Genomic DNA, 26,910 nt, shown 5'->3' with positions numbered 1-26,910 from the left:
ACATGAGTCTTGACGCTAGGCCGGGACCCCCGGCAAAGTGATGCCCTCTCCCGGGCGCAATATCTGGCGGTGGAGAGTCAGTTGCTTGTCTTGAATCGCCGGGCTCATAGATCGTCTTGAATCCTTTGCATGTCAGAGTTCCTTGTCCAGAGCCGAAGGTTGGTCATGATGTTGCTTTTGGCAATCATCGTGGTCGTGCCGGCGATTGACGCAGCTGCTTGCATGGTCGAACCGGACACGGTGCAGTCGCACGTTACTGATCCTGATTCCGCCCCTGGAGATCATGCGGAAGATTGTGCGCATGGGCACTGTCACCACACGGTGGGACACACGCCATTTGCCCCACTCTCCTCGGCAACGATTGACAAGATCCTTCTCGTCACTCCCGAGAAGCCTTCTCCGAAGTCTCTTCTACCCGATGGGCTGATGCGTCCACCCAGAGTCTGAACGCAAGTATTTCGCGGCGTTCTGCCGCGTTGACTGCCATCTAGACAGACTCACGGGTATCCCCATGTACGACCGTACCGGCTGGTCGCCTCTGGCGACCGGTGGCTGCGTTGTCGCGCGTCCTGCCTGCCGGCGTGAAGCCGGTGGAAGCGGGAGCGTGCGATGACGGCAGCCGCATCTCTTCGCCTGAACTTCAATCAGTTCCGTTCGCCAGGCATTGGCATCCTGCTGCTCACCGCCCTCGCGGTGCTCGGTGCCGGACTAGGACTACGAGACCCCTGGCCTGCCGACGAGCCTCGCTTTGCGCTCGTGGCCAAACAGATGGTGGAAAGCGGCGACTGGTTGTTCCCACATCGGGGACTTGAACTCTACTCGGACAAGCCACCGCTGTTCATGTGGATGCAGGCGGCGTTGTACTGGGCCACGGGGAACCTGCGGGTTTCTTTCCTGTTGCCGTCGCTGCTGGCCGGCCTGCTGACCATCGCGCTGACCTACGATCTCGGCCGCCGCCTGTGGAACCGGCAGATCGGGCTGTATGCCGGCTGGGCGTTGCTCTTCACCCTGCAGTTCACCCTGCAGATGAAGCGCGCGCAGATCGATCCCCTGCTGGTGGCCTGGGTCACGCTTGCGCACTATGGCCTGCTGCGGCACATCCTCCAGGGACCCGACTGGAAGATGTGGACGCTGGGGTGGTTCGCCGCGGGGCTAGGCGTCATCACCAAGGGCGTCGGCATCATCGCGCTGCTGGTGCTGATTCCAGCGATCGCCGCTACATGGTGGCAACGCAGCATATCGAGCGCCTGGTGGCGCGACTGGAAGTTCTGGCTGGGGCCGATCGCGCTACTGACAGCCATCTCACTGTGGCTGGGCCCCATGCTGGCAGCCGTCCGGCTGGCGCCTTCCGCCGAGCACCTGGCCTATGCCCGGGACATCCTGTTCAGGCAAACCGTCGAACGCTATGCGGAGTCCTGGACGCACATCAAACCGCCCTTGTACTTCGCGGGCGTGATGGTGAGTGCGTGGTTGCCGCTGATGCTGGCGGTGCCTTGGGCGCTTGCGCCCTGGAAACGACGCATCTTCCGGGGCGATCCACGCTACCTGCTCCTGCTGGGAGGTTGGTTGCTGATCGTCCTGTTCTTCTCGATTCCGTCGGGCAAGCGGGACATGTACATCCTGCCGGCGCTGCCATTGGCATGCCTGGCGTTCGCACCGCTTCTTCCTGGGCTGCTGAGACGCGACGGGCCACGCCTGCTGCTCCTCGGATTCATTGTGGTTCTGGCCCTTACGCTCTTCGTAGCGGGCCTTGCGATGCTGTTCACCGATCCGGGCTTTGAGAGTCGTCTCCTGCTGGCGCGCGGCATGTCCCTAGGCTCGGAAGGTGCAGCTTGGCTAGTGCTCTCCATGGCGCTGCCGGCGGCGTTCGGGGCCATCGTCGCCATGAGCGAGCGGGTCGTTGCCGGCACCCTCGTCGGTCTGGCGGGAATATGGATCGCATTCGGCATCGGCGGCGCCGTTGTCCTCAACGATTCAAGCTCGTCTCGCGGACTTATGGAAACCGTTGCGCGACAAATCGGCCCGGATGCGCAACTCGGTCTAGTGGGATGGCGCGAGCAGCAGCTACTGATGAGTCAATCGCCGACCACGGAGTTCGGTTTCAACCGGCCGGAGGTAGATCAACTCGAAAGCGCGCTCACGTGGCAGGCACAGGCACCAGAGGATAGGTGGCTGCTCATCGTGGGCTCGGCAATTCCGCAAGGATTTCGCGACGGCGAGCTGGTTGCGCTGGGTGTCGCCAACCGGCGGACGTGGTGGCTGTTACCCGGACGTGCGAGCGACGCCGACAGGATGGAGAGTCAGCCATGAAGCACGCTGCATTCCCCTATACGGACACCTGTCAGGCCAGCTCGACATCATCGGTGGCTCCGGACTCGATCTCGGTAGTACCCCCTGCGCGCAATGAGGCCCGCAAGGAGGCCCGCAAGATCGTTTGCCTATTGCCGGTCTCAAGAACGCTTGGCTCTCCGGCTGCGACGTGCCTGCCGGCTAGGCATCGGACATCGAATGCGAGCGAAGGCCGCATCGCATGAACATCCTCCTGACAGGCGCAGCCGGGTTCATCGGGTTCCACAGCGCACGCCGCCTGCTGGCGAACGGGCATCGCGTGCTCGGCATCGACAATCTCAACACCTACTACGAGGTGGCCCTCAAGCACCACCGTTTAGCACAGCTTGAAGGCCAGCCCGGCCTCACGTTTCAACGTATCGACTTGGCCGACCGCGAAGCGATGGCCGCACTGTTCGATGCCCACCGCTTCGACGCGATCCTGCATCTGGGCGCACAAGCCGGCGTGCGTTATTCGCTCGACGCGCCGTTCACCTACATCGACAGCAACCTCACCGGGTTCCTGACCGTGCTCGAAGGCGCACGCCGCCACGGCGTGCGGCATCTGGTCTATGCCTCCTCGTCCTCGGTCTATGGCGCCAACGTCAAGCAGCCGTTCTGCTTGGAGGACCGCACCGACACGCCGGTGTCGCTGTACGCCGCCACCAAGAAGGCCAACGAGCTGATCGGCCACGCCTACGCGCACCTGTACCGGATTCCGATGACCGGCCTGCGCCTGTTCACCGTCTACGGCCCGTGGGGCCGCCCGGACATGGCGTACTTCAAGTTCACCAACGCCATCCTGCGCGGCGAGGCCATCGACCTCTACAACGGTGGCGACATGGAGCGCGACTTCACCTTCGTCGATGACGTGGTGGATGGCGTCGTGCGCCTGCTGGAAAGCGAGCCGGTTTTCGCCGAAGGCGGCGCACCGCACCGCGTCTACAACTTCGGCAATGACCGTCCCGAGCGGCTGGACGCGATGGTGAGCCATCTCGAACGCCTGCTCGGTCGATCCGCCAAACGCATCCTGCTGCCGATGCAACCGGGCGATGTGTTGAGTACGCGCGCCGATATTTCGCTGGCCGCACGCGATCTGGGCTATGCGCCACGCACCAGTCTTGCCGAGGGGCTGGAACGCTTCGTCGCCTGGCACCGCGATTACTACGGGCATCGCACGGGAGCCGCCGCATGAAGCGCATCGCCATAGCAGGCGGCGGCTACGTCGGACTGGCCAACGCGGTGATGCTGGCACGCGATCACGACGTGACCGTGCTGGACATCGACACGGCACGCGTGGCGGCGATCAACAATCGCACCTCGCCGATTGCCGATCCCGGCATCGAAGCACACCTGCGCAACCACCCGCTGCGCCTGCGCGCCACGAGCGATGCACGCCAGGCATATGCGGGCGTGGATTACGTGATCGTCGCCACGCCGACCAACTACGACCCGGAAACCGACCGCTTCGACACCGACTCGGTGAAAACCGTGGCGCACGATGTCACGGCGCTGTGTCCAAACGCGCTGATCGTCATCAAATCCACCGTGCCGGTCGGATTCACCGATTCGCTCAAACGCGAACTGCGCACGGACAACATCGTGTTCTCGCCCGAGTTCCTGCGCGAAGGCTCGGCGCTGCATGACAGCCTCCAACCGTCGCGCATCGTGGTGGGCGAACACTCAGCACGCGGACGCGAACTGGCCGACCTGCTGCTGGCCGCCAGCACGCATCGCGATGCCCCCGTACTGCTGACTGGCAACACCGAAGCCGAGGCGATCAAGCTGTTCGCCAACACCTTCCTCGCGATGCGCGTGGCCTTCTTCAACGAGCTGGACACCTACGCCGCGATCAATGCGCTGGACACGCGCCAGATCATCGACGGCGTGTGCCTGGACCCGCGCATCGGTGATCACTACAACAACCCCTCATTCGGCTACGGCGGCTACTGCCTGCCCAAGGACACCCGGCAACTGCTGGCCAACTACTGCCATGTGCCGCAAAACCTGATCCGCGCCATCGTCGATGCCAACACCACGCGCAAGGATTTCATCGCCGACGACATCCTGCGCCGCAAGCCGCGCGTGGTCGGCATTCACCGGCTGGTGATGAAGGCTGGCAGCGACAACTTCCGCTCCAGCAGCGTGCAAGGCGTGATGAAGCGGCTCAAGGCCAGAGGCGTGGAGGTGGTCGTGCACGAGCCGTTGCTGCACGTGCCTGCGTTCTTCAACTCCGAAGTGATCGGTGATCTGGCCGAGTTCAAGCGCCGCAGCGAAGTGATCGTCAGCAACCGCTTGAACGCAGACCTGGCTGATGTGGCCGAAAAAGTCTACAGCCGCGATCTGTTCGGCGTGGATCGCTAGAAATGGCGATGTCGCAACGAAGCTGCTCGGCTCCGTCTCTCCCGCCGATGAGGGAGAAGAGGGGACTTCATAACGGCGGATCCACTACACCCACAACACCGAGACCCCTCCCATGAATCTGTTTTCCGTCGTCATCCCCGTGCTCAACGAACGCGACAACATCGCGTCGCTGGTGCGCGAAGTGTCGCAGCACCTGCATGGCCGCGTTGCATTCGACATCGTCTGCGTCGACGACGGTTCGAGCGACGGCACCGCGCAGGTGGTCCTGGCGCTGAAGAACGAGATCCCCGAGTTGCGACTAATCCAGCACGAAGCGTGCTATGGACAGAGCGTCGCCCTGCTGACCGGCGTGCAGAACGCATACGGCTCATGGATCGCGACACTCGACGGCGACGGCCAGAATGATCCCGCCGACATCCCTAAGCTGATCGCTCACCTAGAGAAATCGCCGTCGGACGTGAAGCTGATCGCCGGCTGGCGCGTCACGCGCAACGACGGGCCGGCCAAGCGGATTGCGTCACGGCTGGCCAACCGCATCCGGCGCAGCTTCCTGCACGACGGCACACCGGATACGGGTTGCGGGATCAAGCTGTTCGAGCGGGAAGCCTTCCTTTCGCTGCCCGCATTCAACCACATGCACCGCTACCTGCCCGCGCTCATGCAGCGGGCGGGCTGGCGCACGGTCAGTGTGCCGGTGAACCACCGTCCCCGGGGAGCCGGAAGGTCCAAGTACACCAACTTCGGACGGGCGCTCGTGGGCATCCGGGACCTGCTTGGCGTGTCGTGGCTCGTCGCACGCCATGTGCGCGCACACAGCCGACCCGTCCAGGAGACCCGGCCATGAACGACTCCATCGCTTGGCTCGCCTGGACCGGGATCGTCCTGACACCCTGGAAGCTCATCGGCGTGACCGGCGCGCTGATGTTCGGTGCCCGCTGGGTCGTCCAGTTCCTGGCGAGCCGGCGTGCCGGCAGGCCGGTCATTCCCCGCCTGTTCTGGTACATGAGCCTGGCTGGAAGCCTCATGGCCCTTGCCTACTTCCTGTTTTCAAACAAGCAGGATGCGGTCGGCGTGCTGCAAAACCTGCTGCCGGCCTTCACCGCGGCATACAGCCTCTATCTGGATCTGCGCCCGCGCAGCGGACACGGTTCCGGCCCGGATCACGGTGCTCTGCCGTGACCGGCCATCGACTGTGGAGAACGCAAAAGGGAGGCCGCGGACCGAGCAGGCCGGAGCTTTCAGCGGCGACGCAGGGACTCCTGTACTCCTCGGCTGATCGACGGCTTGCGGGGCTCAGGCCCTCGATCAGCGTGGAAGGCCTCATCGCCATCGCAAGCGTGTTCTTCGTCGCCACCGCAAACGGGGCATTCTGGTCGGGCGTCAGGGAAACGGGCGTGCTGGATCAGCCCGGCAGCTGGCGTCTGCTCGCCAGCGCTGGCCTCGCGATCGCGGGCCTGCATGCGATCCTGCTCGGGCTCGTATTGAATCGCTGGACGGTCAAACCGCTGCTGACGCTGCTTTTGATGGCGACTGCGGCGGCCGCTTACTTTGCGGATCGCTATGCGGTCCATCTCGATCCCAGCATGATCCGGAACGTACTGCGAACCGATACGGCGGAGGCCCTTGAGCTGCTGACGCCGGGCCTGGCGTTGTCCGTGCTCGCCCTGGGCGTTCTGCCCTCGGCGCTCGTCTGGTGGACGCAGATCAGGACGTACGGGTGGAAGCGCAGTCTGGCTCGCCGTCTGGTGTTCCTGCTCGCCGTCATCGCGCTGACCGGACTGGTGCTGGCGACGTGTTTTGACGACCTGTCGTCACTGATGCGGAACCACAAATCCCTGCGCTACCTGATCGCGCCAGGCAACTATCTCGTCTCGATCCCCCGGGTTCTCGGGGAAGACGCGCGCGTGGCGGATGCACCCCGCCGCGTCATCGGGGCCGATGCGCGACTGGTGGGCCACGGACCGTCAACCAAGCCCCACCTGCTGGTGATCGTGGTCGGCGAAACCGTCCGCGCCCAGAACTGGGGACTGAGCGGCTACCGCCGGCAGACGACCCCGCAATTGTCGTCACTGGACGTCATCAATTTCACGGATGTCACGGCCTGCGGATCGAACACCGAGGTCTCGGTTCCGTGCATGTTCTCGGCCACCGGAAGGCGGAACTACGACCAGCAGCTCATCCGTGGATCCGAATCCCTGCTGCATGTACTGGAGCGCGCAGGCATCAGGACGCTCTGGCGCGACAACCAGACCGGGTGCAAGGGCGTATGCGCCGGGTTGGCGTTCGAGTCATACCGTGAACCGCGCGCCGACCCGCTTTGCGACGATCAGGCGTGCCGCGACGCCGTGATGCTGCAGGGACTGCACGATGCCATCGACGACAATCCGGGCGATGTCGTCGTCGTGCTCCATCAACTCGGGAACCACGGCCCCAGCTACTTCAAGCGATATCCGCCGTCGCTGCGACGTTTCGTCCCGGACTGCAGGAGCCCGGACCTCGGAAAATGCAGCCGGGAAGAGATCGTCAACGCCTACGACAACGCCATCCTGGAGACCGATGACTTTCTGGCAAGGACCATCCGGATGCTTGCGCAGGATCGATCGCACGATACCGCGATGATCTATCTCTCGGACCACGGCGAGTCCCTAGGTGAAGGAAACCTTTACCTGCACGGCTTCCCCTACGCGATCGCACCGGAAACCCAGATCAAGGTGCCGATGGTGGTGTGGATTTCTCCGGGAATGCGCGACAACGCTGGCATCGATGTGCGCTGCGTCAAGCGTCAGGCGGGCAATTCGCTCAGCCACGACAACCTGTTTCACTCCGTACTTGGTCTCATGCAAGTCCGGTCTTCAGTCTATGACCCTGACCTAGACGTCTTTTCCGAGTGCATCGACTCGAAGATCGCCCCATGAGGGCTTTGGAAGGAGCACATTCTCGACCGGCCATTCCTTCGATCCCCAGCCCCCCCGGAGAAGGGCTCATAGTTTCTAGCTGAATAGACCCCAAAGATTACCCTTTAGATCAGCACGCCAGCATGCTGGGCGAGTCGGTGCGGCAGGCCGGCCAAGCCTCGGTTTTGCAAGAGTTTTGGGGAGGCCTGAGCAAGGCGCTGGCGGCCCTGTTGGATTTCTATAGGGGGAAGGCAGCTTGTTATTGTGTCCGGGGAGCCTTGACTGGTATGTTTTGCCCGATGCATCGAACACTCGTCAAGCTGAGAAGCACCATTGCCGCACTGCTGGTCGCAGTGCTGGTGATCTTGCCTATCGCCGATGCGTTCGCTTGCTCGTTCGAATCGCTCGATACGCATACGGCGATTGCATTGGATGACCATGCGTCATCGCCAAGCGACGATGCCGGCAAGGGGGATGACTCCAGCAACGCCCACGGCGTCTGCGCCCACGGCCATTGCCATCACTCGACAGCAAACGTCCCATCCAGTACGACTGTGGGCTACGACGCCGTGCGCGCCGTTCAGGCTGTATCGCAGGATGATCCTCCCGCATCCGGAATATCCGAAGGACCCCTGAGGCCTCCGCGAGGCTGACGTGTTCAGTGCCCGTTCTGACGGGTTCCCACGTCAACTTTTGCTTCCGGAGTTCCCATGTTTACGCCGCTTGGACGGCCGCTCATCGCGGTCGGACTGGCCGTGGCTGTCTTGGCATTGGCGTCGCCTTCAATGGCGAACGACACTGTCGTCGAGACCGCCCCGTCCTACGATGATTTAGTTGCCCGGCTCGACGCGCTGCCGTCGACGCTCGAAGCCAATGCCGTCTATGACGCAGCTGCCGCCCGTGCGGAGCAGGCCCGCGCCCTTCCCAATCCCTCAATCGCCTACAGCCGAGAGAACGTCTACGGCACCGGCCCCTACAACGGTACCGGCAACGGCGAAACGACGCTGTCGATCAACCAGCCCCTTGAACTGTTTGGCCAACGCTCCGCCCGAATCCAGGCGGCGCGTTCCGAGGCCAACGCAGCGGACCTTCGGCGCGTGCAGACTCGCTGGCAGGTCGCGGGCCAGTTGGCACTGACCTATGCCGAGGCCGAAGCCGCAGCACGACGCTACGACCTCGCTGCTGAGGCCCTATCGCTGACCGAGCAGGACGCGCGCGGGGTCGCGGCCATGGTCGAACAGGGCCGCGAGGCGACCCTGCGCGGTGTCCAGGCACAGAGCGAGGTCGAGGCCGCCAGGGCTGCACTCGATGAAACCAAGGCCCTCCGCGACAGTGCGTTCGCGCGGTTGTCGGCGATCGCCATGCTCGAAAGACCCGTCCAAGCCATCAGTGCAAGCCTGTTGGACCGTACTTCCAACCCGACCGGAGTCGGTGCAGACGATCCTCTCGCCGTCCGGGTTGCACAGGCCGAACTCGATGCCGCGAGCCGACTGGTGACGGTCGAACGGCGTCGCGCGCTTCCGGATGTCAGCGCCGCCGTTGGCAGGACCCGGTTCCGGGAAACCAACGATGAGGCATTTACGGTCGGCCTCGAATTGACCATTCCACTGTTCGATCGCAATCGGGGTGGCATTCGAGCCGCATATGCCGAGCAGCGGGCCGCCGAGGCCCGGCTGATCGCGCAGAAACAGGAGGTACGGGCGGAGCGACTGGCCGCAGAGGCCACGCTAGCCGCCTCGAACAGCCGGACACGCGCCGCCGATAGCGGTGTCGCAGCTGCCGAGGAGGCCTATCGCCTGTCCCGCATCGGCTTCGAGGCCGGCCGCATCTCGCAACTCGAACTCCGCAGTGCGCGCGCGGCGCTCATCGCCGCGCGCAATGCCGCCGTGGACGCGCGGATCGCGCGCGTTCTTGCCGAAATCGACCTGGCGCTCCTGGAAGGCCGCGCCCCGTTCGGAGAATCCCGATGAAAACAAATACTAGGCGGCTGATTTACGTCGCCGCACTCCTGGTCGCCCTCGTCGCAGGCTTCGGCCTTGCGAGGCTCACCAGCAGCCAGGATGCCGGAGCGTCCCATGCTGCCCACTCCGATGATGACGGCCATGGATCGCACGGTGACGATCAGACACAAGAAAGCCATGCAGATCACGGCGCCGAAGGGGGCCATGACGAGAAAGACAGCCATGACGACCATGGCGATGAAGCGACCGAGAGCGAGGAGGGCCTGGTTGCCCTGACCCAGCAGCAGATCGAAGCGTCAGGTATCCAGGTGGTTGCCGTTGGTCGCGGTGGTGGCAGCGAGACACGCCTGAGTGGACGTGTCGAGCCCGCTATTGGTGCACGTGCCGCCGTTGCTGCTTCCATCGGTGGTCGCGTGGAGCGCGTCATCGTCGCACCCGGCACCAGGGTTCGCGTCGGCCAGCCTCTGGCAGTGATTGTCAGCGGCGAAGCCGCAACGATGCGTGCGAATGCGGATGCGGCACGCGCCGAAGCGGAAGCGGCACGGCTGGTGTATCAGCGCGACCAGGCGCTGGTAACTCAGGGCGTGGTCGCAAAACAGGAACTCGAAGCCTCGCGGGCACGCTCGCTATCGGCCGAAGCGGCGGCCCGTGCGGCCGCAGCCCAGGTCGTCGCGGCCGGCTCGCCGAACGCAGGTGGGCGCGTGACCATTACCAGCTCGGTACCAGGCGTGGTCGGCGCGGTCCAGGTGACGCCCGGCGGCTTCGTCGCCGCGGGTGACATCGTGGCCAACGTGGCCGATCCAGCGCAGACAGAACTCGTGTTTTCCGCCCCGCCCGCGCTCGCGGCGCAAGTCGAACCCGGCGCGCGCATCGAAGTCACCGGCACGAACGGCAGCTTCAGTGCCATCGTGATCGGCTCCGCCGCCGATGTCCGCGAGCAGGGTGGCATGGCGATCATCCGTGCGCGCCCGGAATCCGGCCCGCTGCCGCCGGCAGGTACGCCGGTGTCCGGCGTCGTGGTCGCGGCGGCCAAAGACGACACGTTGACCGTGCCTGCCGACGCCGTGCAAACCGTGGAGGGCCGCTCGGTCGTATTCGTGGCCGACAACGGCAAGGGCTTCCGTGCGACTCCGGTGCTCGCCGGTCGCCGCGCGGGCGGGCGCATCGAGATCCTCAACGGGCTGTCGGGCGACGAGCGCGTCGCCGGCACCAACGCATTCCTGCTGAAGGCCGAACTCGCCAAGGGCGAGGCCGAGCACGGCCACTGAGGACCCCGCCATGTTCAAACTCATCATTGAAACGGCGGTGCGCTTCCGCTGGGCGGTGGTCTTCGTCGCCGCGGTCATCGCGGCGTATGGCCTGTTCCAGCTCGGCAAGCTACCGATCGACGCGGTACCGGACATCACCAATCGGCAGGTGCAGATCAATACCATCGCACCCGCGCTCGCCCCGGGCCAGATCGAGCGACAGGTCACGTACCCGCTTGAGACGGCGCTGGCCGGCATCCCCGGCCTGACCAGCACGCGTTCGCTCTCGCGCAACGGGTTCTCGCAGGTCACCGCCATCTTCACCGACCAGACCGACATCTACTTCGCACGTCAGCAAGTGGCCGAGCGCATGCGCGAGGTGCAGGAAGACTTGCCCGAGGACGTGGTGCCGATGATGTCGCCGGTCACCACCGGCCTCGGCGAGGTGCTGATGTGGACGGTGGATTTCGTCCCGTTCGACCCGGAGAACGTCGGCAAGCCGAACACGCCCGGATGGCAGGCCGGTGAGGTCTACCTCACGCCGGAGGGCGACCGGCTCGCGACGGCGAAAGAACGCGCCACCTATCTGCGCACGGTGCAGGACTGGATCATCGCGCCGCAGATGCGCTCGACGCCAGGCCTGGCGGGCGTCGACACCATCGGCGGCTACGTCAAGGAATACGCCGTCCGCCCGAACACCGAGCGGCTGGCCGCCTACGGTCTTGGCCTGGGCGATCTGGTGCAGGCGCTGGAACGCGCCAACGTCCAGGCCGGCGCAGGCTTCGTCCAGCGTGCCGGCGAAGGCCTGATCGTCCGAGCCGATGCCCTGGCGCAGACGGTCGACGACCTCGCACAGTCGCCGGTCGCCAACCGAGGCGGCGTGGTGATCCGCGTTTCAGACGTGGCCAGTGTCGGGCTGGGACAGGCGCCGCGGCTGGGCGCCGCCACGCGCGACGGCCACGAAGCGGTGCTCGGGACGGCGCTGATGATCGCCGGCGGCAACAGCCGCACGGTGGCGCAGGCAGCGGCGGAGCGTCTGGCCGAGGTCAACCGCTCCCTGCCTCCGGGCATCGTCGCCGAACCCGTGCTCGACCGCAGCATGCTGGTCAACTCTACGATCAAGACCGTCGCCAAAAACCTCACCGAGGGCGCGCTGCTCGTCATCGTGGTGCTGTTCCTGCTGCTCGGCAACATCCGCGCCGCGGCGATCACCGCGCTGGTGATCCCGCTGTCGTTCCTGTTCGCGGTGATCGGCATGAACCGCTTCGGGATCAGCGGCAACCTGATGAGCCTGGGCGCGCTGGACTTCGGCATCCTCGTCGATGGTGCGGTGATCGTGATCGAAGCCACGCTGCTGATGCTCGGCCAGAAGCAGGCCGAACTGGGACGGTCGCTCTCCGCCGGGGAACGCCTGGGCGTCGCGATCCAGGCGGCGCGCAAGATGGTGCGGCCGGCCGCGTTCGGCCAGCTCATCATCCTGCTGGTGTTCGCGCCGATCCTCACACTGGAAGGCGTCGAGGGCAAGACGTTCCAGCCGATGGCCGCGACCTTCATGCTCGCCCTGGTCGGAGCGTTCATCTTCTCCTTCACTTTCGTGCCGGCGATGGCCGCCCTGTTCGTGCGCGATCCCAAGCCCCGGCCCGGACATGCGCCGTCGCACGAAAAGGAACGCGGGCACCAAGGCGGACAAGACGGCGAACACGAGACCCGCATCATCCGCTTCGTACGCGGCAAGGCCGAGCCGGTCATTCGCGCTGCGGTCGCGCGGCCCCGCGCGGTCCTGCTCGGCGCGGTCGCCATGCTTGCGATCGGCTTCACGGCATTCGTTTCGCTGGGCCGGGAGTTCATGCCGACCCTCGACGAGGGCAACCTGGCGATGCAGGCCCTGCGAGTCCCTTCCGCCTCGCTGGAGCAGTCGCTGGCGATGCAACTGGCCCTGGAGAAGACCCTCGCCAGCGAACCCGAAGTGAAGACGGTCTTCTCCCGTACTGGTACGGCGGAGGCGGCCATCGATCCCATGCCGACCAACATCTCGGACAGCGTGATCGTACTCAAGCCGAAATCCGAGTGGCCAGACAAGTCGTTAAGCAAGGAAGACTTGATCGGCCGGCTTGAGGGCATCGTCGGCAACCAGATCGGCAATGCGTTCGAGTTCAGCCAGCCGATCGAACTGCGTTTCAACGAACTGATCTCCGGCGTGCGCACGGACCTGGCTGTGATGGTGTTCGGCGACGACTTCGACGTCCTGCAGCCGATCGCCGACCAGATTTCGCTCAAGCTCCGCAGCATCGACGGCGCGGCGGACGTGCGCGTGGAGCAGGTGTCGGGCCTGCCGACGCTCACCGTGCGGGTCGACCATGCCGCTGCCGCACAGTATGGCTTGACTGCAGCGGACGTCAGCGAGGCATTGGCAACTGGCATTGGTGGCACTGCCGCCGGCAAGATCTTCGAGGGCGACCGCCGGTTCGACGTGGTAGTTCGGCTCGATGAAGACGCTCGGAATGATCCGGCCCGGCTCGCTGCACTGCCCGTGGTGGCTCCCGACGGCACCGTGGTGCCGCTGTCCTCGGTCGCGCGCATTGAGGTCAGCGAAGGACCCAACCAGATAAGCCGCAACAACGGCAGCCGTCGCATCGTGGTGCAGGCCAACGTCCGTGGCCGTGACCTGGGCGGCTTCGTCGGGGAGGCGCAGGCAGCCGTGGCCGATGTGTCTCTGCCCAGCGGCGTCTACCTTGACTGGGGCGGGCAGTTCGAGAACCTGCAGCGTGCCGAGGCGCGGCTGGCGCTGGTGATCCCGGTCGTGTTCCTGATGATCGGCGCACTGTTGTATATGGCACTGGGCACCATCCGTGAGGCGGCGCTGGTCTTCGTCTGCGTCCCGCTGGCGCTGGTCGGAGGCATACTGGCGCTGCTAGTGCGCGGCATGCCCTTCTCGGTGTCCGCGGCGGTGGGCTTCATCGCGGTCTCCGGCGTTGCGACGCTCAACGGCCTGGTGCTGATGCAGGCCATCCGTGAACGCCTAGCCGCGGGGGACGAGCCTCTGGAAGCGGCGGCGACCGGTGCCGCCAACCGCCTGCGGGCGGTGCTGACCACCGCGTTGGTGGCCATCGTCGGCTTCGTCCCAATGGCGATCGCCACCGGCTCCGGCGCCGAGGTGCAGAAACCGCTGGCGACCGTGGTCATCGGTGGGTTGATCACAGCAACGGTATTGACGCTGCTCGTGCTGCCCACCTTCGCTGCTCGCGCGACCGCGAAGCATCGACCCAGGCGGCACGCGACGTGACGCTCGATCCGGCCCGGCAGAAAAGCGTCCTACGGCAGGTGCTGCTGTGGAACCTGGCGCTGTTCGCCGGACTGGGCGCTGCCGGCTGGATGGCCGATTCCAGCGCGCTGCTCGCCAATGCCGTCGACAACGGATCGGACGCAGCCGTCTATCTGCTGAGCTACCTCGCCATCGACCGCCGTCCCGCGTGGAAACGCGGGGCGGCCGCCGTGTCCGGCGTGATGCTGCTGCTGTTCGCGGTCGCGGTGATGGCGGACGTGGTCAGGCGCTGGCTGTACGGCGCCGAGCCGTTGGGCCCGGTGATGATGGGGCTGGCGCTGGTCGCGGCCGCGATCAACCTGTGGTGCCTGGTGCTGCTGCGCCGCATGCGGTCCGACGACGTCAACATGAAGGCCGCGGAGACTTTCAGCTTCAACGACTTCGTCTCCAATGGCGGCGTGATCGTCGCCGGCGCGCTGGTGTTGTGGTTGGGTTCGTCCTGGCCGGACCTGGTCGCGGGTGCGCTGATCGCGGCGGTTGCTTCCCTCGGCGGCATCGAAATCCTGCGTAGCGTCCGGGAGGAGGCCAGGACAGGATGAAACGACAATGTCTGCGATGCCCAGTTTCGGGACGCGACTCCGAAGAGACGCCGACCTTCCTCGCAAACGGGCCGACCGTCAATTTCCCTCTCCAGCAGACCCAAGGAGAACGCCATGACTGAAAAGCTACGCTTGGATCTGCAGATCCTGCTTCCACATGTTCCCGACCAGGCCGACGCCTGCGTCGGACGCTTGATCCGTGATCTTGAGGGCCGGGACGGCATCGAGCAGGTCCACGTCCGCGACGGCGAGGATGGAACGCCGGCGCAGGTGTGCATCCATTACGACGCCGAGATGCTTCCGCTGGCGCGCATCCGCGAGATCGTCGAGGGGGCTGGCGCTGCGATCAGCGGCCGCTACGGCCACGCCTCCTGGGAGGTGGACGGCATCGTCCACCAGCGCCGGGCGCGGACGGTCGGCGAGCGCCTGCGGGCGCTTCCGGGCGTCCTGGAAGCCGAGGCCAGTGCCGCGGGTCGGGTCGCCATCGAGTTCGACCGTGAGCGAACCTCTGAGCAGGACCTGCGGAAGGCACTGGCGGAACTCAAGGTGGTGCCGCGTGGGCAACCGGCCAAGGAACAACATGCCCATGCCGAAGGGGATCACGACCATGATCATGAGGCCGGCGATCACAAAGGGCACGCGCACGGCGGCCTGCTCGGCCCGAACACCGAGCTGATCTTCGCCCTGGTCTGCGGCGGTCTACTGATCACCGGGTACGCCATCGAGAAGCTGGTGGCCGGTGCGCCCGGCTGGCTCCCGCTCGCCTGCTACGTCGCGGCGTACTTCTTCGGCGGCGTCTACACGCTGCGCGAGGCGATCGACAACCTGCGCATGAAGCGGTTCGAGATCGATACGCTGATGCTGGTCGCTGCCGCCGGCGCCGCGGCGCTCGGTTCATGGGCTGAGGGCGCGCTGCTGCTGTTCCTGTTCAGCCTCGGACACGCGCTCGAGCACTACGCGATGGGTCGCGCCAAGCGCGCGATCGAGGCGCTGGCCGAACTGGCGCCCGACACGGCGGTCGTGCGTCGCGATGGGCAGGTGCAGGAGATCGCGGTCGAGGAACTCGCCGTCGGCGACATCGTGCTGGTCAAGCCCAACGAGCGCATGCCGGCCGACGGCTTCCTCGTGCTCGGCACTTCCAGCGTGAACCAGGCGCCGGTGACCGGCGAAAGCATTCCGGTCGACAAGCGCCCCGTGGACGACCCCGCGACGGCGCGGGCGCGGCCCGACGGCGTCGATACCGCTTCGCGCGTGTTCGCCGGCACCATCAATGGCAGCGGTGCGATCGAGATAGAGGTCACGCGCAAGTCCAGCGATTCGGCGCTGGCGCGCGTGGTGAAAATGGTCAGCGAGGCCGAGACACGCAAGTCACCGACCCAGCGATTCACCGACCGGTTCGAGCGGATCTTCGTGCCCGCGGTCCTGGTCCTGGCCTTCCTGCTGCTGTTCGCCTGGGTCGTCGTCGACGAGCCCTTCCGCGACAGCTTCTACCGCGCGATGGCCGTGCTCGTGGCGGCCAGTCCGTGCGCGCTGGCCATCGCCACACCCAGCGCCGTGCTCTCGGGCATCGCCCGCGCGGCACGCGGTGGCGTGCTGATCAAAGGAGGCGCACCGCTGGAGGAACTGGGCTCGCTCAACGCGATGGCCTTCGACAAGACCGGCACCTTGACCGAAGGCCGGCCTCGCATCACCGACGTTGTCACGGTGGAGGGTGTCACGGAGGAGGAACTGCTCACCGTCGCGGTCGCGGTCGAGTCGCTCAGCGATCATCCGCTGGCCGCCGCCATCGCCCGAGATGGTCGGGAACGGCTCGGCGGGCGCGAGATCCCGGCCGCCGGCGGCCTGGAAAATCTCATCGGTCGCGGTGTCACGGCCACGCTCGGCGGCGAGACGGTATGGATCGGCAAGGCCGAGATGTTCGGCACCGACGGCGTCGCGCCGCTAGGCGAATCCGCTGCGGCCGCCATCGCGCAGCTGCGCGAGGCCGGCCGCACCTCGATGGTGGTCAGACAAGGCACGCGCGACCTGGGCGCTATTGGTCTGCTCGACACCGCGCGCGAAGGTGCGCCGGAGGCGCTCAAGGAACTGCGCGCGCTCGGCATCACGCGCATGATCATGATCTCCGGCGACCATCAGCGCGTCGCCGAGGCGATCGCCTCGGAAGTGGGCCTCGACGAAGCCTGGGGCGACCTGATGCCCGAGGACAAGGTCGAGGCCATCCGCAAACTGCGCGAGCAGGACAAGGTCGCGATGGTCGGCGACGGCGTCAACGACGCGCCAGCGATGGCCAACGCCACGGTTGGCATCTCGATGGGGGCCGCTGGCTCGGACGTTGCACTGGAAACCGCCGACGTCGCGTTGATGGCCGACGACCTGCGCCACCTGCCGTTCGCGGTGGGCCTGAGCCGGCACACCCGCGGCGTGATCCGGCAGAACGTCTACGTCAGCCTCGGCATCGTCGCATTCCTGGTGCCTGCCACGATCTTCGGCCTGGGCATCGGCCCGGCCGTCGCCATCCATGAGGGGTCCACGCTACTGGTGGTGTTCAATGCGCTCAGGTTGCTCGCATATCGCGACCCACGCACGACATAGCCAAACATCGACTGCACTTTGATCGTACTGCTGCGGTGGCCTTCTACGCGGCGGCGCTTCAATCCATCCCGGATATCGGCATCCTGGCCAACTCGTCGCGGCTGATCCACAACCGGGGCACTACCTATGACTGATGCAGCGGTTCAGGCAATGAAAGCTCAACCATGCATAGGAAGGTTTCGAGGTTGACTCGGAGTATGGCCTATGGAACTGCGACACCTTCGCTGTTTTGTCGTTCTAGGTGAGGAGCTGAACTTCACGCACGCAGCCGAGCGTTTGCACATCGAGCAATCTCCTTTGTCGAGGACAATCAAGGAGCTGGAAGAAGATCTAGGCGTGGTGCTCTTTGATCGCAATCGAAGGGGCACCCGTCTGACCGCAGCAGGTACCGTCTACCTCGACGAAGTTCGTCGGGTGTTGGCGCTCCTGGAACAGGCTGGCGAGAACGTCAGGGCGATCGCGACCGGATATCGCGGGAGCTTGCGCATCGCCATCTCCGATGGCGCCATCGACCCCCGCCTGTCCGAGATCCTGGCGCGCTTTCGGGAAGATGCGCCGGAGATCGAGATACGTATCTGCGAAGTGCCTCTGCAGGAACAGTTGCGGGGGCTTCGCGCGGGGGACTTCAGGGCAGGCTTTGCGCATACCGCCAACGTCGGGGACGGCATCTGCGCCGAGCCCGTCTGGCGCGACACGCTGCTCGCGGCGATCCCGACGCACCACCCACTACTGGCGTACAAGGAGATACCCCTCGAGGAACTGGCCCGATATCCGCTGGTCATGTGTGATCCGCAGACCTACGAGGGATGTTCTCGCGAACTGACGCTGCTGCTTCGCACGCTGGAGCAGGATCTGAAAGTCGTCGAGCATGTACGCTCGTCGGACATGATGCTCACGCTGGTATCTGCAGGTTACGGCGTCGGGTTTACAAGCACCACCCGCATGGCGCTCTGCAAACATCCAGACATCGTGGTCCGGCCGCTAGCCAGCGAATCAGCCGTGCTCACAACCTATCTGCTGCGCCTGGCGGGTAACGAGCCGTGCGTTGCATTACAGCAGTTCCTCACGTACCTGCACGCCCATCCGGACAGTTAAACCGGGTTGACACTTGGGCTTAGGTTTTTCTGCCCGATTGCAGGTTAGCTACTGTCGTCGACATCAAATCAGCCGCACTCATGCGCAGCGCGTTTGAGATTTTGAGGATCAACGCCAAGGTTGGCATATGTTCGCCCCTCTCGATCTTGCCGATGTGCGAACGATCGATTTCCGCCACCGCTGCAAGTTCTTCCTGGGCGATCCCTCGCTCCAGGCGTGCAGCGCGAACAGCCTGTCCGAACGCCAACGCGGGCTCAGGCTCGTAGGTGGTCGTGCCGACCGGGCGGCCTCGCTGGACGGAGCGCTTCTGCATCGGCAAAAGCGTCGTTCAGCGCTCCAAGTTAAACCACGGTAAATTTAACTCATTTTATGATGGCGGTTGCGACCATCGCCTCAAGCCATGACCTAACGGGCCTTCATGCAAGCCTTTTGTCGAGCTTCTGCGCTTAAGCTCTGCGTCACATCCTGCGTGCCGTCGTCGCCACGCTTGGCATCATTGCTTGCCCTGCAGCGGGCTGAGGAACCTGAAACGCCTGTCGTTGTGCACGAGGCGTCCGCGACCGACCTTTTCGAGGGATTGGAGGACGGCCGCTACGACATCGGCATAGCGATGGGTGCCGCCCCGGTGCGACACCTGCAGATCGACCTGCTTTGGCAGGATGAGCTGGCCGTCGCCCTACCAGAGCGATCACCCTTGCTGAGCTATCCGGCGGTTCCCGTGGAGAAGCTCGGGACGTACACCTTGTTCGAGTGCTGTCCGTACGCCGCCGAAGCGTTGTTCGGCCCCCGGCCAGCGAACCCCTGCCGGTCGACCTCGTTTGAGCTGATGGCCGTACAGGTGGCGGCCGGCTATGGGGTCGGCCTCGCTCCGCGACCGCTTCTCGAACAGTCGCGGAACTGGGGTGTCATCATGCGTCCGCTGACGGACAGCACCCACTGGGTCGGAACCCATCTGATCCGACCCGAGCGCGGCAACTCCCCCGCGATCGAGCGCTTCCTCAGACGAGGGCAGACGGTCGCGTAGACCGATAGCCCTCGCGGTGTGGAACGGGGCCATCGAACACCTGCATGGCGAGCGTGCGACAGACCGCCTTGACCGCTACCCCCAGATTCTCGGCGGTGACCGCCTCGACGGCCGACTCGCCGCCGAACTCGGCGCACGGTTGCATGAGCGCGTGATAGATCTCCCACGGGTCTACGCCCCGCGCGGTCTGCTTGAAGACGGCCTGTACCAAGCGGCGCTTGAGCGGATCGAGCTGCCAGTCGGGCACGCGCTGCCCGCGGTTGCCCAAGCTGATCGACAACAGGTTGCCGGCCGTGACCTCATAGGTGATCCAGCGACGCGACTTGCCGGCGAGCTTGGCGTAGTCGGCCACCGAGAGGTTGTGGGGTGATTCCAGGATATCGAGCAGGATCATGCGCTCGCGCTGGACGTTGGAGATGGCCGGTTCGGTCTTGGGCGCCCGTACCGCGGACAGCCGTCGCACCGGGACGGCCTGCACCTGGACGGGCTGCGGCGCAGCGGCAACGGCAGCGGGCTTGGACAGCACCAGCTTCTGCGTCTCCGCACTCGCCAGCGGAGCCTGCAGGTTCATGCCCGCCTCCAGGACGGGCAAGCCTTCCAGTTGGATGTTCAGGGGATTGCAGGCCGCCTCGATCTCGCCCTGTTCGAGCAGGTCCAGCCGATCGGCCCAGTCCTGCATCATGTGCCGGCGCTGGTCGACGTACTCGGCATGGTTGTAGGTCCTACGGACCGGGTTCGGATCGACGTGGGAAAGCTGCGCGTCGATCCACTTGTCCGGATAGCCCAGTTCGTTGAGGGCCGTCGAGATCGTGGCGCGGATGCCGTGGCCGGTGAGCCGACCGGCATATCCCAGGCGCTTGATCGCGCCGTTGAGCGTGTTCTCGCTGATGCGCTGCTTCAGGCACTTGGCGCCCGGGAAGAGGTACTTCTGCGCAGGCTTGAGCCGGTCGAGCATGTGCCGGACGATCTCGACCGCCTGTACGGACAGCGGCACGATGTAGGGCGGGATGTCCTCCGTGCGCAGGTTCTCCTTCTGCATCTTCAGTTCGAGCTGCTTCACGACGTCAGGCGGGATGATCCACAGGCCGTCATCGAGGTGGAACTGATCGGGGGTCGCCAGCCGCAGCTCGCCCGTGCGCACGCCGGTCAGAAACAGCATGCGAACGCCAACCTGAGTCTGCAGCCGGCCGGGGTACTTGCGCAGCAGTTGCAGGAACTCGGGCAGCTCGGGCATGCGCAGGAACGGGTTGTGGCGCACGGGCGGCGCCGGCATGGCGACCACATCCAGGTCGGAGGCCGGGTTGCGCTCCAGGCCCGGTACGATCACCAGCGCGTACCGAAAGAGCTGGTTGAGCCAGGTCCGGACCTTCTCGGCGATCGACGGCGCACCGCGCTTCTCGATCCGCCCAACGATTCCGAGCAGGTCAGCGCGGTTGATCTCATAGACCGAGCGCTTGCGCAGCGACGGGAGGACGTCGTTGCTGAAGATGCGTGGGAGCGTCCCGAGGGTGACGTTGCGCCCGGTCTTCTTCAGACGGCTCTGCTGGCGGAACGCGAACCACTTGTCGTAGACCGCTTGGAACGTGTACTGCTCGGCATCGGTCGCCAGGCGCCGATCCTGGGTGCGCTGACGCTGCGGGTTGATGCCCTTGGCGACCAAGGCGCGCGCCTTGTCCCGTTCGAGGCGCGCCTCGCGCAGACCGATCTCGGGGTAGTGCCCGAAGGACATCCGCTTCTGCCGGCCCAGCCAGTAGTAGCGAAAGAACCAAGCCTTGGTGCCGGCCGCGGAGACGGACAGCGTGAGGCCGTCGAAGTCAGGGAGGGTGTAGTCCTTTCCGGTGGCCTTGGCGTGCCGGACGACTGCATCGGTGAGTGCCATGTCTGCTCCTGAACAGAGTCAGGAGTCAGATCCTCTTCGCATGGCCCGCTCCGCCCCAGCAACAAACCGGACCCGGACCCACCCGCTTACTTGGACTTATGCTTGGACTTAAAAGTCGTAGCTTCGGGTGGCTTTCGGTGGCTCTCACTGGACGCCTGCCTAGCAAAAAATTCTTTGCTGACAGTGGTTTATGGAACTCCTTGGATTTCCATGGAACCTAAACTGGAGCGGGTGAAGGGAATCGAACCCTCGTCAGTAGCTTGGGAAGCTACAGCTCTACCATTGAGCTACACCCGCGTCGGGCGGCGAGTCTACTGCCAGCCGCGGCGCGGCTCAATCGTTGCCGCGCACGGTGCGGCGCCCACCCGGCCCGGACGCCCGGCCTGCGCTGCGCCCTGCTCTCCCGACGCGCCTCAAAGGCTGCCCTGCGCTCGCCCCGAAGTGCACGGCACGCCGTAGACTTCCGCCCATGCAGATCACTCTCAACGGCACCCCCCTGGACACCCCGCCCGACGCCACCGTGGCGCAGCTGCTCGAGCAGGCCGGCCTCGCCGGGCGCCGGGTGGCGGTCGAGGTGAACCGCGAGATCGTCCCGCGCAGCCGCCACGGCGAGCACCGGCTTGCCGAAGGCGACCGCGTGGAGATCGTCAGCGCCATCGGCGGCGGCTGAACGACGGCGGCCATCCGCCGCGGCGTGCGCGATGGGGTTCATCCCCCGGCCGCATCGGCCATAATCCCCCGATGCCAGAAATCGCCCCCGATGCCGCCGACCTCCTCCAGGTCGGCACCCGACGCTTCCGCTCGCGCCTGCTGACCGGAACCGGCAAGTTCAAGGACTTCGACGAGACCCGTCGCGCCACCGAGGCGGCGGGCGCGGAGATCGTCACCGTCGCCATCCGCCGCAGCAACATCGGCCAGGACGCCGACGCGCCGAACCTGCTGGACGCGCTGCCGCCGGACCGCTTCACCATCCTCCCGAACACCGCCGGCTGCTACACCGCCGAGGAGGCGGTCCGCACCTGCCGCCTCGCGCGCGAGCTGCTGGACGGCCACAACCTCGTCAAGCTCGAGGTCCTGGGCGACCAGAGGACGCTGTACCCCGACGTCGTGCAGACCCTGTCCGCCGCCGAGACGCTGGTGGCGGACGGCTTCGAGGTGATGGTCTACACCTCGGACGATCCCATCCTCGCCAAGCGCCTTGAGGAGATCGGCTGCGTGGCGGTCATGCCGCTGGCGGCGCCGATCGGCTCCGGCCTGGGCATCCAGAACCGCTGGAGCCTGCTCGAGATCGTCGAGAACGCGAAGGTGCCGATCATCGTGGACGCCGGCGTCGGCACCGCGTCAGACGCGGCCATCGCCATGGAGCTGGGCTGCGACGGCGTGCTGATGAACACCGCGATCGCCGGCGCGCGCGACCCGGTCCGCATGGCCACGGCGATGCGCCATGCGGTCGTCGCCGGGCGCGAGGCCTTCCTGGCCGGCCGCATCCCGCGCCGACGCCACGCGAGCGCCTCGTCGCCGCTGGACGGGCTCTCCCTCTGATGACGGTGCGGCCGGACGACCCGAGCGCAGAGGACCCGGACGAGGCGGCCGAGGGCCTGCCCGGCCCGGCGCGCAAGCCGTTCACGCCGACGCCGGGGCGCCGCGAGGTGCGCAGTTTCGTCCTGCGCCAAGGGCGCCTGACCCCGGGCCAGGAGCGTGCCATGCAGGCCCACTGGCCACGGCTGGGCCTGGAGTACGCCGGCACCCCGCGCGACTTCGACGCGGTGTTCGGCCGCAGCGCGCCGCGGGTGCTGGAGATCGGCTTCGGCAACGGCGAGGCGCTGCGCTGGTGGGCACCGCAGGACCCGGAGCGCGACTTCATCGGCATCGAGGTGCATGCGCCGGGCGTCGGCCGCCTGCTGCTGGGCCTGGGCGAGGACGGCACCGGAAACGTCCGGGTGTACTGCCACGACGCGGTGGAGGTGCTGCGCGACGAGATCGCCGACGGCACGCTCGACGAGGTGCGCATCTGGTTTCCCGATCCCTGGCACAAGAAGCGCCACCACAAGCGCCGCCTCGTCCAGCCGGGCTTCCTCGCCCTGGTCGCCGACAAGCTGGCGCCCAACGGGCGGCTGCACCTGGCGACCGACTGGGCGCCCTACGCCGAACACATGCACGAGGCGCTGGCCGCGGAACCGCGGCTGCGCAACCGGGCCGGCCCCGGCGGAACCGTGCCGAGGCCGCCCTGGCGTCCCGAGACCCACTTCGAGCGGCGCGGCCTGGCCCTCGGCCACGGGGTCTGGGACATCGTCTGCGACCGGGTGCCCTGACGGCGAGAGAACGAGGACACGCGCGCGGACATGGACGAGAGCCTGACGCTCACCAACGACATGCTGCTGGTGTTCGGCCTGGTGGGGTTCACCATGGCGATGTTCATGACCGAGCGTGTCCGCGCCGACCTCACCGCGCTGGTCGTGCTCATCGCCCTCGGGCTGCTCGGGCTGGTGCCGGCGGAGCGCCTGTTCGCGGGCTTCGCCGGCAACGCGGTCATCAGCGTGATGGCCACCATGATCCTCGGCGCGGGGCTCGACCGCACCGGTGCGCTGAACCGCCTCGCGGTGTGGCTGCTGCGCAAGTCCAGGGGCATGGAGGAGCGGCTCATCCTCATGACCTCGGCGATCGCCGGCGCGATCTCCTCGTCGATGCAGAACCCCGCGGTGATGTCGCTGTTCCTGCCGGTCACCTCGCGCCTGTCGAACCGCACGGGCCTGTCGCTGTCGCGCCTGCTGCTGCCGATCGGCGCCGCCGTCGTGATGGGCGGCAGCCTGACCATGGTCGGTAACTCGCCGCTGATCCTGCTCAACGACCTGCTGCTGCACGCCAACGACAACCTGCCCTCGGGCGCGACCACCCTGGTCCCGTTCGCGATGTTCGCGCCGATGCCGGTCGGCCTGGCGCTGCTCGCCGCGTCGCTCGCCTACTTCCGCTTCTTCGGGGGCCGCTGGCTGGAGGTGGCGGCCGACAAGAGCGCGACCCCGGCGCGCACCGAGAGCTACTTCTCGCAGACCTACGGCATCGAGGGCGAGCTGTTCGAACTCACCGTGACCGCCGAGAGCCCGCTGGTGGGCATGTCGATCGGCGAGGCCGAGGCGCAGCACGGCGCGCCTCTGTTCCTGGCGCTCAAGAGCGGGCAGACCGCGCGCCTGGCGCCGCCGGCCGACGAGATGCTGTGGGTCGGCAGCGTGCTCGGCGTGATGGGCAGCCGGCAGGCGATCCACGACTACGCGCAGAACAACCTGCTCCGGGTCAGCGCCCGCCTGCGCAACTTCGGCGACCTCTTCAATCCCAGCCGCGCGGGCATCTCCGAGGCGGTGGTGCCGCCGAACTCCTCCTTCATCGGCCAGACCGTCGCCGACCTGCGCATGCGCAAGCGCTGGGGCATCAGCGTGCTGGCGGTCAACCGCGACAACGAGGTGTTCCGCGAGGACCTGCGCCGGCTGGCCATCCGCGCGGGCGACCTGCTGGTCTTCCACAGCATCTGGACCGACCTCGCCCAGGCCGCCTCCAAGCGCGACTTCGTGGTGGTCACCGACTACCCCAAGGAGGAGCAGCGCCCGCACAAGCTGTGGATGGCGCTGGGCATCTTCGCCGCGGCCATGGCGCTGGCGCTCTCGGCGCAGATCCCGGTGCCGGTGGCGCTGATGGCGGGGGCCGCCGCCATGCTGGTCGGCGGCGTCCTCAACATGGACGAGGCCTACGCCTCGGTGAACTGGAAGACGGTGTTCATCATGGCCTGCCTCATCCCGCTGGGCTGGGCCATGGACTCGACCGGCGCCGCCGCCTGGCTGACCCAGGGCGTGCTCGAACGCCTGCCCGACGACATGCCGGTGTGGACCTTCGAACTGGCGCTGGCGCTCCTCACCACGCTCTTCGCGATGGTCATCACCAACGTGGGCGCGACCGTGGTGATGGTGCCGCTGGCGATCAACCTGGCGCTTGCGGTGGGCGGCAATCCCAGCGTGTTCGCGATGGTGGTCGCGCTCTCCGCCGCGAACAACTTCCTCTCGGCCTCCAACCCGGTGCTGGCGATGGTCTCCGCCCCGGGCGGCTACTCCAGCCGCGACTACCTGCGCATCGGCGCGCCGCTGATGCTGATCTACTTCGTGGTCGTGGTGCTGATGGTCAACCTGATCTGGTGACGCCGCGGCGTCGGCTAGTCGGCCAGCCAGACCTGCCCGTCGCGCTCCTCGACCGCCACCGCCACCAGCGACTGGCCCTTGCAGGGCCCCGCCACGCAGAGGCCGTCGGCCCGGCGGAAGCTCGCACCGTGCGCCGCGCAGACCAGGTGGCCGGCCTTGTCGACCAGGAACCGGCCCGGCGCCCAGTCGAGGCGCCGCCCGGCATGGGGGCAGACGTTGTGCCAGGCGCGCACCTGCCCCTCGACCCGGATCAGGACCAGGGAGGCCGGCTCCCCCGCGACCGTCGCCTCGGCGTGGCTGTAGGCGTCCTCGCCCACGGCGGCGGCTTCGATTAACGGGGTCATTACTTTCTCCGGGACGGATTCGCCCATAATTGCGACCTGGAATCTTGCCACGCCCGTGCCATGTCCCGCTTCCGTTTCGTCCAGTTCGACCTGCGCAAGCCGCGCCATCCGCTCGCCAAGTTCGCGCTCGGCGTGGCCGGCGTCGCGGTGCTGTCGCTGCTGCTGGTCTTCGGCCTGTTCGTGGGCCTGGCGATGCTGGCCGCCGGCATGATCTGGCGGATCGCGGCGCAGCTGCGGGCGCCGGTCGAGGCGCCCAACCGCGACGGCGTGATCGAGGGCGAGTACCGCGTGGTCCGCAAGCGCGACCCCATGCTCTCCCGCTGAACCCTCGCGTCGCGCGCCGCGCGCGGCGACAATCACGACGCCCGGCCCCGGCCGGGCGTTTTCGTGTCCGTCATCCGAGGTGCCCATGAACACCGTGATTCCCGCCCCCGCGCAGGCGACCCTGCCGGTCCAGGGCAGCGACGCCCGCTTCCCCGTCCGCCGCATCTACTGCGTGGGCCGCAACTTCGCCGACCACGCGCGCGAGATGGGCGCCAGCGTGGACCGCGGGAACCCGGTGTTCTTCCACAAGCCTGCCGACGCGCTGGTTCCCGGGGGCGGCACCGTGCCCTACCCGCCGGGCACCCGCGAGCTGCACCACGAGGTGGAGCTGGTGGTGGCGCTGGGACGCGACGCCGCCGGCGTGGTGCCCCAGGACGAGGCGCTGGACCTGGTCTACGGCTACGGCGTCGGCCTCGACCTCACCCGCCGCGACCTGCAGGCCGCGGCCAAGCAGAAGGGCCTTCCCTGGGACACCGCCAAGGGCTTCGACGCCTCGGCGCCCGCCAGCGCGCTGGTGCCGGCGTCCGTGGCCGTCCCCGGCCCGACGGCGCGGCTCTGGCTGGAGGTCAACGGCGAAGTCCGCCAGCAGAGCGGACTGGACGCGATGATCTTCGGCGTGCCCGAGATCGTGCATGCCCTGTCCACGCTGTACGACCTGCGCGCGGGCGACCTGATCTTCATGGGGACGCCGGCCGGGGTGGCCGCGCTGCAGCCGGGCGACCGCTTCCGTGCAGGCGTCGACGGGCTGATCGCCTTCGAGGGCAGCATCGCGCCCTGCCCTCGCTGAGACGATTCCGGACGACGTTCTTTTCCCGC

23 protein-coding genes and 1 tRNA gene are annotated in these 26,910 nt (G+C 66.5%); 20 read left to right on the top strand and 4 right to left on the bottom strand.

Annotated features, from left to right (window positions below; translation table 11 throughout):
* The first annotated feature begins 609 nt into the window (after positions 1-609).
* From ACFO3Q_RS14870 to ACFO3Q_RS14810, 13 genes are all read left to right on the top strand, one after another.
* The gene (locus ACFO3Q_RS14870; protein WP_377005521.1) at positions 610-2,310 is read left to right on the top strand and encodes an ArnT family glycosyltransferase; all 1,701 of its coding nucleotides are present in this window, start codon (positions 610-612) and stop codon (positions 2,308-2,310) included.
* A 220-nt stretch (positions 2,311-2,530) separates the two neighbouring features.
* Positions 2,531-3,523, top strand: a complete 993-nt coding sequence (locus ACFO3Q_RS14865) for an NAD-dependent epimerase/dehydratase family protein (protein ID WP_024889493.1) — start codon at positions 2,531-2,533, stop codon at positions 3,521-3,523.
* The gene (locus ACFO3Q_RS14860; protein WP_024889492.1) at positions 3,520-4,692 is read left to right on the top strand and encodes a nucleotide sugar dehydrogenase; all 1,173 of its coding nucleotides are present in this window, start codon (positions 3,520-3,522) and stop codon (positions 4,690-4,692) included. The genes ACFO3Q_RS14865 and ACFO3Q_RS14860 overlap by 4 nt, the downstream gene beginning before the upstream one ends.
* A gap of 112 nt (positions 4,693-4,804) precedes the next feature.
* On the top strand, positions 4,805-5,536 hold the full coding sequence (locus ACFO3Q_RS14855) for a glycosyltransferase family 2 protein (protein ID WP_024889491.1): 732 nt from the start codon (positions 4,805-4,807) through the stop codon (positions 5,534-5,536).
* Positions 5,533-5,871: a lipid-A-disaccharide synthase N-terminal domain-containing protein gene (locus tag ACFO3Q_RS14850; RefSeq protein WP_377005518.1), complete on the top strand. Its 339-nt coding sequence runs from the start codon at positions 5,533-5,535 to the stop codon at positions 5,869-5,871. Before ACFO3Q_RS14855 ends, ACFO3Q_RS14850 begins: the two co-directional genes overlap by 4 nt.
* Positions 5,872-6,002: 131 nt before the next feature.
* Positions 6,003-7,607, top strand: a complete 1,605-nt coding sequence (locus tag ACFO3Q_RS14845; RefSeq protein ID WP_286586768.1) for a phosphoethanolamine transferase — start codon at positions 6,003-6,005, stop codon at positions 7,605-7,607.
* 122 nt (positions 7,608-7,729) lie between these two features.
* The gene (locus tag ACFO3Q_RS14840; RefSeq protein WP_377005516.1) at positions 7,730-8,239 is read left to right on the top strand and encodes a hypothetical protein; all 510 of its coding nucleotides are present in this window, start codon (positions 7,730-7,732) and stop codon (positions 8,237-8,239) included.
* Between the two features lie 57 nt (positions 8,240-8,296).
* Entirely contained in the window at positions 8,297-9,556 is a 1,260-nt protein-coding gene (locus ACFO3Q_RS14835; RefSeq protein ID WP_377005515.1) for a TolC family protein, read from the top strand.
* Positions 9,553-10,815 (top strand): efflux RND transporter periplasmic adaptor subunit, encoded by a 1,263-nt coding sequence (locus ACFO3Q_RS14830; protein ID WP_286586771.1) that lies wholly within the window; start codon positions 9,553-9,555, stop codon positions 10,813-10,815. The genes ACFO3Q_RS14835 and ACFO3Q_RS14830 overlap by 4 nt, the downstream gene beginning before the upstream one ends.
* A gap of 10 nt (positions 10,816-10,825) precedes the next feature.
* On the top strand, positions 10,826-14,077 hold the full coding sequence (locus ACFO3Q_RS14825; RefSeq protein WP_377005514.1) for an efflux RND transporter permease subunit: 3,252 nt from the start codon (positions 10,826-10,828) through the stop codon (positions 14,075-14,077).
* Positions 14,074-14,655 (top strand): cation efflux transmembrane domain-containing protein, encoded by a 582-nt coding sequence (locus tag ACFO3Q_RS14820; RefSeq protein WP_377005513.1) that lies wholly within the window; start codon positions 14,074-14,076, stop codon positions 14,653-14,655. The genes ACFO3Q_RS14825 and ACFO3Q_RS14820 overlap by 4 nt, the downstream gene beginning before the upstream one ends.
* Positions 14,656-14,769: 114 nt before the next feature.
* Complete coding sequence (locus tag ACFO3Q_RS14815) at positions 14,770-17,247, top strand: heavy metal translocating P-type ATPase (RefSeq protein WP_377005512.1); 2,478 nt, start codon at positions 14,770-14,772, stop codon at positions 17,245-17,247.
* Between the two features lie 204 nt (positions 17,248-17,451).
* Positions 17,452-18,342 carry a LysR family transcriptional regulator gene (locus ACFO3Q_RS14810; RefSeq protein WP_377005511.1) on the top strand — a complete coding sequence of 297 codons (891 nt, stop codon included), beginning with the start codon at positions 17,452-17,454 and terminating at the stop codon, positions 18,340-18,342.
* A 19-nt stretch (positions 18,343-18,361) separates the two neighbouring features.
* Here the strand turns inward: ACFO3Q_RS14810 and ACFO3Q_RS14805 are convergent, their stop codons facing one another.
* Complete coding sequence (locus tag ACFO3Q_RS14805) at positions 18,362-18,655, bottom strand: helix-turn-helix domain-containing protein (protein WP_081770063.1); 294 nt, start codon at positions 18,653-18,655, stop codon at positions 18,362-18,364.
* A 183-nt stretch (positions 18,656-18,838) separates the two neighbouring features.
* Between ACFO3Q_RS14805 and ACFO3Q_RS14800 the strand changes: the two genes are divergently transcribed.
* Positions 18,839-19,366, top strand: a complete 528-nt coding sequence (locus ACFO3Q_RS14800; protein WP_377005509.1) for a LysR substrate-binding domain-containing protein — start codon at positions 18,839-18,841, stop codon at positions 19,364-19,366.
* On the opposite strand, the gene ACFO3Q_RS14795 is transcribed toward ACFO3Q_RS14800, so the two are convergent.
* Positions 19,341-21,245 (bottom strand): tyrosine-type recombinase/integrase, encoded by a 1,905-nt coding sequence (locus ACFO3Q_RS14795; protein ID WP_377005508.1) that lies wholly within the window; start codon positions 21,243-21,245, stop codon positions 19,341-19,343. The genes ACFO3Q_RS14800 and ACFO3Q_RS14795 overlap by 26 nt on opposite strands.
* Before the next feature lie 223 nt (positions 21,246-21,468).
* A tRNA-Gly gene (locus ACFO3Q_RS14790) sits at positions 21,469-21,542 on the bottom strand.
* Between the two features lie 172 nt (positions 21,543-21,714).
* Here ACFO3Q_RS14790 and thiS point away from each other — a divergent pair.
* The 4 genes from thiS to ACFO3Q_RS14770 all read left to right on the top strand — a co-directional run bounded on the left by thiS (position 21,715) and on the right by ACFO3Q_RS14770 (position 25,426).
* Positions 21,715-21,915 carry a sulfur carrier protein ThiS gene (gene thiS, locus ACFO3Q_RS14785; protein WP_377005506.1) on the top strand — a complete coding sequence of 67 codons (201 nt, stop codon included), beginning with the start codon at positions 21,715-21,717 and terminating at the stop codon, positions 21,913-21,915.
* Positions 21,916-21,986: 71 nt separating this feature from the next.
* Positions 21,987-22,787: a thiazole synthase gene (locus ACFO3Q_RS14780; RefSeq protein WP_377005504.1), complete on the top strand. Its 801-nt coding sequence runs from the start codon at positions 21,987-21,989 to the stop codon at positions 22,785-22,787.
* Positions 22,787-23,557 carry a tRNA (guanosine(46)-N7)-methyltransferase TrmB gene (trmB, locus tag ACFO3Q_RS14775; protein ID WP_377005502.1) on the top strand — a complete coding sequence of 257 codons (771 nt, stop codon included), beginning with the start codon at positions 22,787-22,789 and terminating at the stop codon, positions 23,555-23,557. The genes ACFO3Q_RS14780 and trmB overlap by 1 nt, the downstream gene beginning before the upstream one ends.
* A gap of 30 nt (positions 23,558-23,587) precedes the next feature.
* Positions 23,588-25,426, top strand: coding sequence for an SLC13 family permease (locus ACFO3Q_RS14770; protein WP_377005501.1), 1,839 nt, complete (start codon positions 23,588-23,590; stop codon positions 25,424-25,426).
* A gap of 14 nt (positions 25,427-25,440) precedes the next feature.
* On the opposite strand, the gene ACFO3Q_RS14765 is transcribed toward ACFO3Q_RS14770, so the two are convergent.
* Complete coding sequence (locus ACFO3Q_RS14765; RefSeq protein ID WP_377005500.1) at positions 25,441-25,770, bottom strand: Rieske (2Fe-2S) protein; 330 nt, start codon at positions 25,768-25,770, stop codon at positions 25,441-25,443.
* A 60-nt stretch (positions 25,771-25,830) separates the two neighbouring features.
* Between ACFO3Q_RS14765 and ACFO3Q_RS14760 the strand changes: the two genes are divergently transcribed.
* Together ACFO3Q_RS14760 and ACFO3Q_RS14755 are read left to right on the top strand one after the other, a co-directional pair.
* On the top strand, positions 25,831-26,094 hold the full coding sequence (locus tag ACFO3Q_RS14760; protein ID WP_377005499.1) for a hypothetical protein: 264 nt from the start codon (positions 25,831-25,833) through the stop codon (positions 26,092-26,094).
* A gap of 85 nt (positions 26,095-26,179) precedes the next feature.
* Positions 26,180-26,881 (top strand): fumarylacetoacetate hydrolase family protein, encoded by a 702-nt coding sequence (locus ACFO3Q_RS14755; RefSeq protein WP_377005498.1) that lies wholly within the window; start codon positions 26,180-26,182, stop codon positions 26,879-26,881.
* Positions 26,882-26,910 lie beyond the last annotated feature (29 nt).

Source organism: Coralloluteibacterium thermophilum (assembly GCF_042654365.1).
Lineage (GTDB): Bacteria > Pseudomonadota > Gammaproteobacteria > Xanthomonadales > Xanthomonadaceae > Coralloluteibacterium > Coralloluteibacterium thermophilum.
Note: the sequence above shows the minus strand (reverse complement) of the source record. Positions and strands in the feature narration are given on the sequence as shown.

Excerpts from the sequence above, each read along its gene's own strand:
- ACFO3Q_RS14855 (WP_024889491.1), top strand. The coding sequence starts at position 4,805 with ATGAATCTGTTTTCCGTCGTCATCCCCGTGCTCAACGAACGCGACAAC.
- ACFO3Q_RS14850 (WP_377005518.1), top strand. The coding sequence starts at position 5,533 with ATGAACGACTCCATCGCTTGGCTCGCCTGGACCGGGATCGTCCTGACA.
- ACFO3Q_RS14830 (WP_286586771.1), top strand. The coding sequence starts at position 9,553 with ATGAAAACAAATACTAGGCGGCTGATTTACGTCGCCGCACTCCTGGTC.
- ACFO3Q_RS14770 (WP_377005501.1), top strand. The coding sequence starts at position 23,588 with ATGGACGAGAGCCTGACGCTCACCAACGACATGCTGCTGGTGTTCGGC.
- trmB (WP_377005502.1), top strand. The coding sequence starts at position 22,787 with ATGACGGTGCGGCCGGACGACCCGAGCGCAGAGGACCCGGACGAGGCG.
- ACFO3Q_RS14825 (WP_377005514.1), top strand. The coding sequence starts at position 10,826 with ATGTTCAAACTCATCATTGAAACGGCGGTGCGCTTCCGCTGGGCGGTG.
- ACFO3Q_RS14795 (WP_377005508.1), bottom strand. The coding sequence starts at position 21,245 with ATGGCACTCACCGATGCAGTCGTCCGGCACGCCAAGGCCACCGGAAAG.
- ACFO3Q_RS14760 (WP_377005499.1), top strand. The coding sequence starts at position 25,831 with ATGTCCCGCTTCCGTTTCGTCCAGTTCGACCTGCGCAAGCCGCGCCAT.
- ACFO3Q_RS14860 (WP_024889492.1), top strand. The coding sequence starts at position 3,520 with ATGAAGCGCATCGCCATAGCAGGCGGCGGCTACGTCGGACTGGCCAAC.
- ACFO3Q_RS14765 (WP_377005500.1), bottom strand. The coding sequence starts at position 25,770 with ATGACCCCGTTAATCGAAGCCGCCGCCGTGGGCGAGGACGCCTACAGC.
- ACFO3Q_RS14835 (WP_377005515.1), top strand. The coding sequence starts at position 8,297 with ATGTTTACGCCGCTTGGACGGCCGCTCATCGCGGTCGGACTGGCCGTG.
- ACFO3Q_RS14810 (WP_377005511.1), top strand. The coding sequence starts at position 17,452 with ATGGAACTGCGACACCTTCGCTGTTTTGTCGTTCTAGGTGAGGAGCTG.
- ACFO3Q_RS14840 (WP_377005516.1), top strand. The coding sequence starts at position 7,730 with ATGCTGGGCGAGTCGGTGCGGCAGGCCGGCCAAGCCTCGGTTTTGCAA.
- ACFO3Q_RS14815 (WP_377005512.1), top strand. The coding sequence starts at position 14,770 with ATGACTGAAAAGCTACGCTTGGATCTGCAGATCCTGCTTCCACATGTT.
- ACFO3Q_RS14780 (WP_377005504.1), top strand. The coding sequence starts at position 21,987 with ATGCCAGAAATCGCCCCCGATGCCGCCGACCTCCTCCAGGTCGGCACC.
- ACFO3Q_RS14870 (WP_377005521.1), top strand. The coding sequence starts at position 610 with ATGACGGCAGCCGCATCTCTTCGCCTGAACTTCAATCAGTTCCGTTCG.
- thiS (WP_377005506.1), top strand. The coding sequence starts at position 21,715 with ATGCAGATCACTCTCAACGGCACCCCCCTGGACACCCCGCCCGACGCC.
- ACFO3Q_RS14755 (WP_377005498.1), top strand. The coding sequence starts at position 26,180 with ATGAACACCGTGATTCCCGCCCCCGCGCAGGCGACCCTGCCGGTCCAG.
- ACFO3Q_RS14805 (WP_081770063.1), bottom strand. The coding sequence starts at position 18,655 with ATGCAGAAGCGCTCCGTCCAGCGAGGCCGCCCGGTCGGCACGACCACC.
- ACFO3Q_RS14865 (WP_024889493.1), top strand. The coding sequence starts at position 2,531 with ATGAACATCCTCCTGACAGGCGCAGCCGGGTTCATCGGGTTCCACAGC.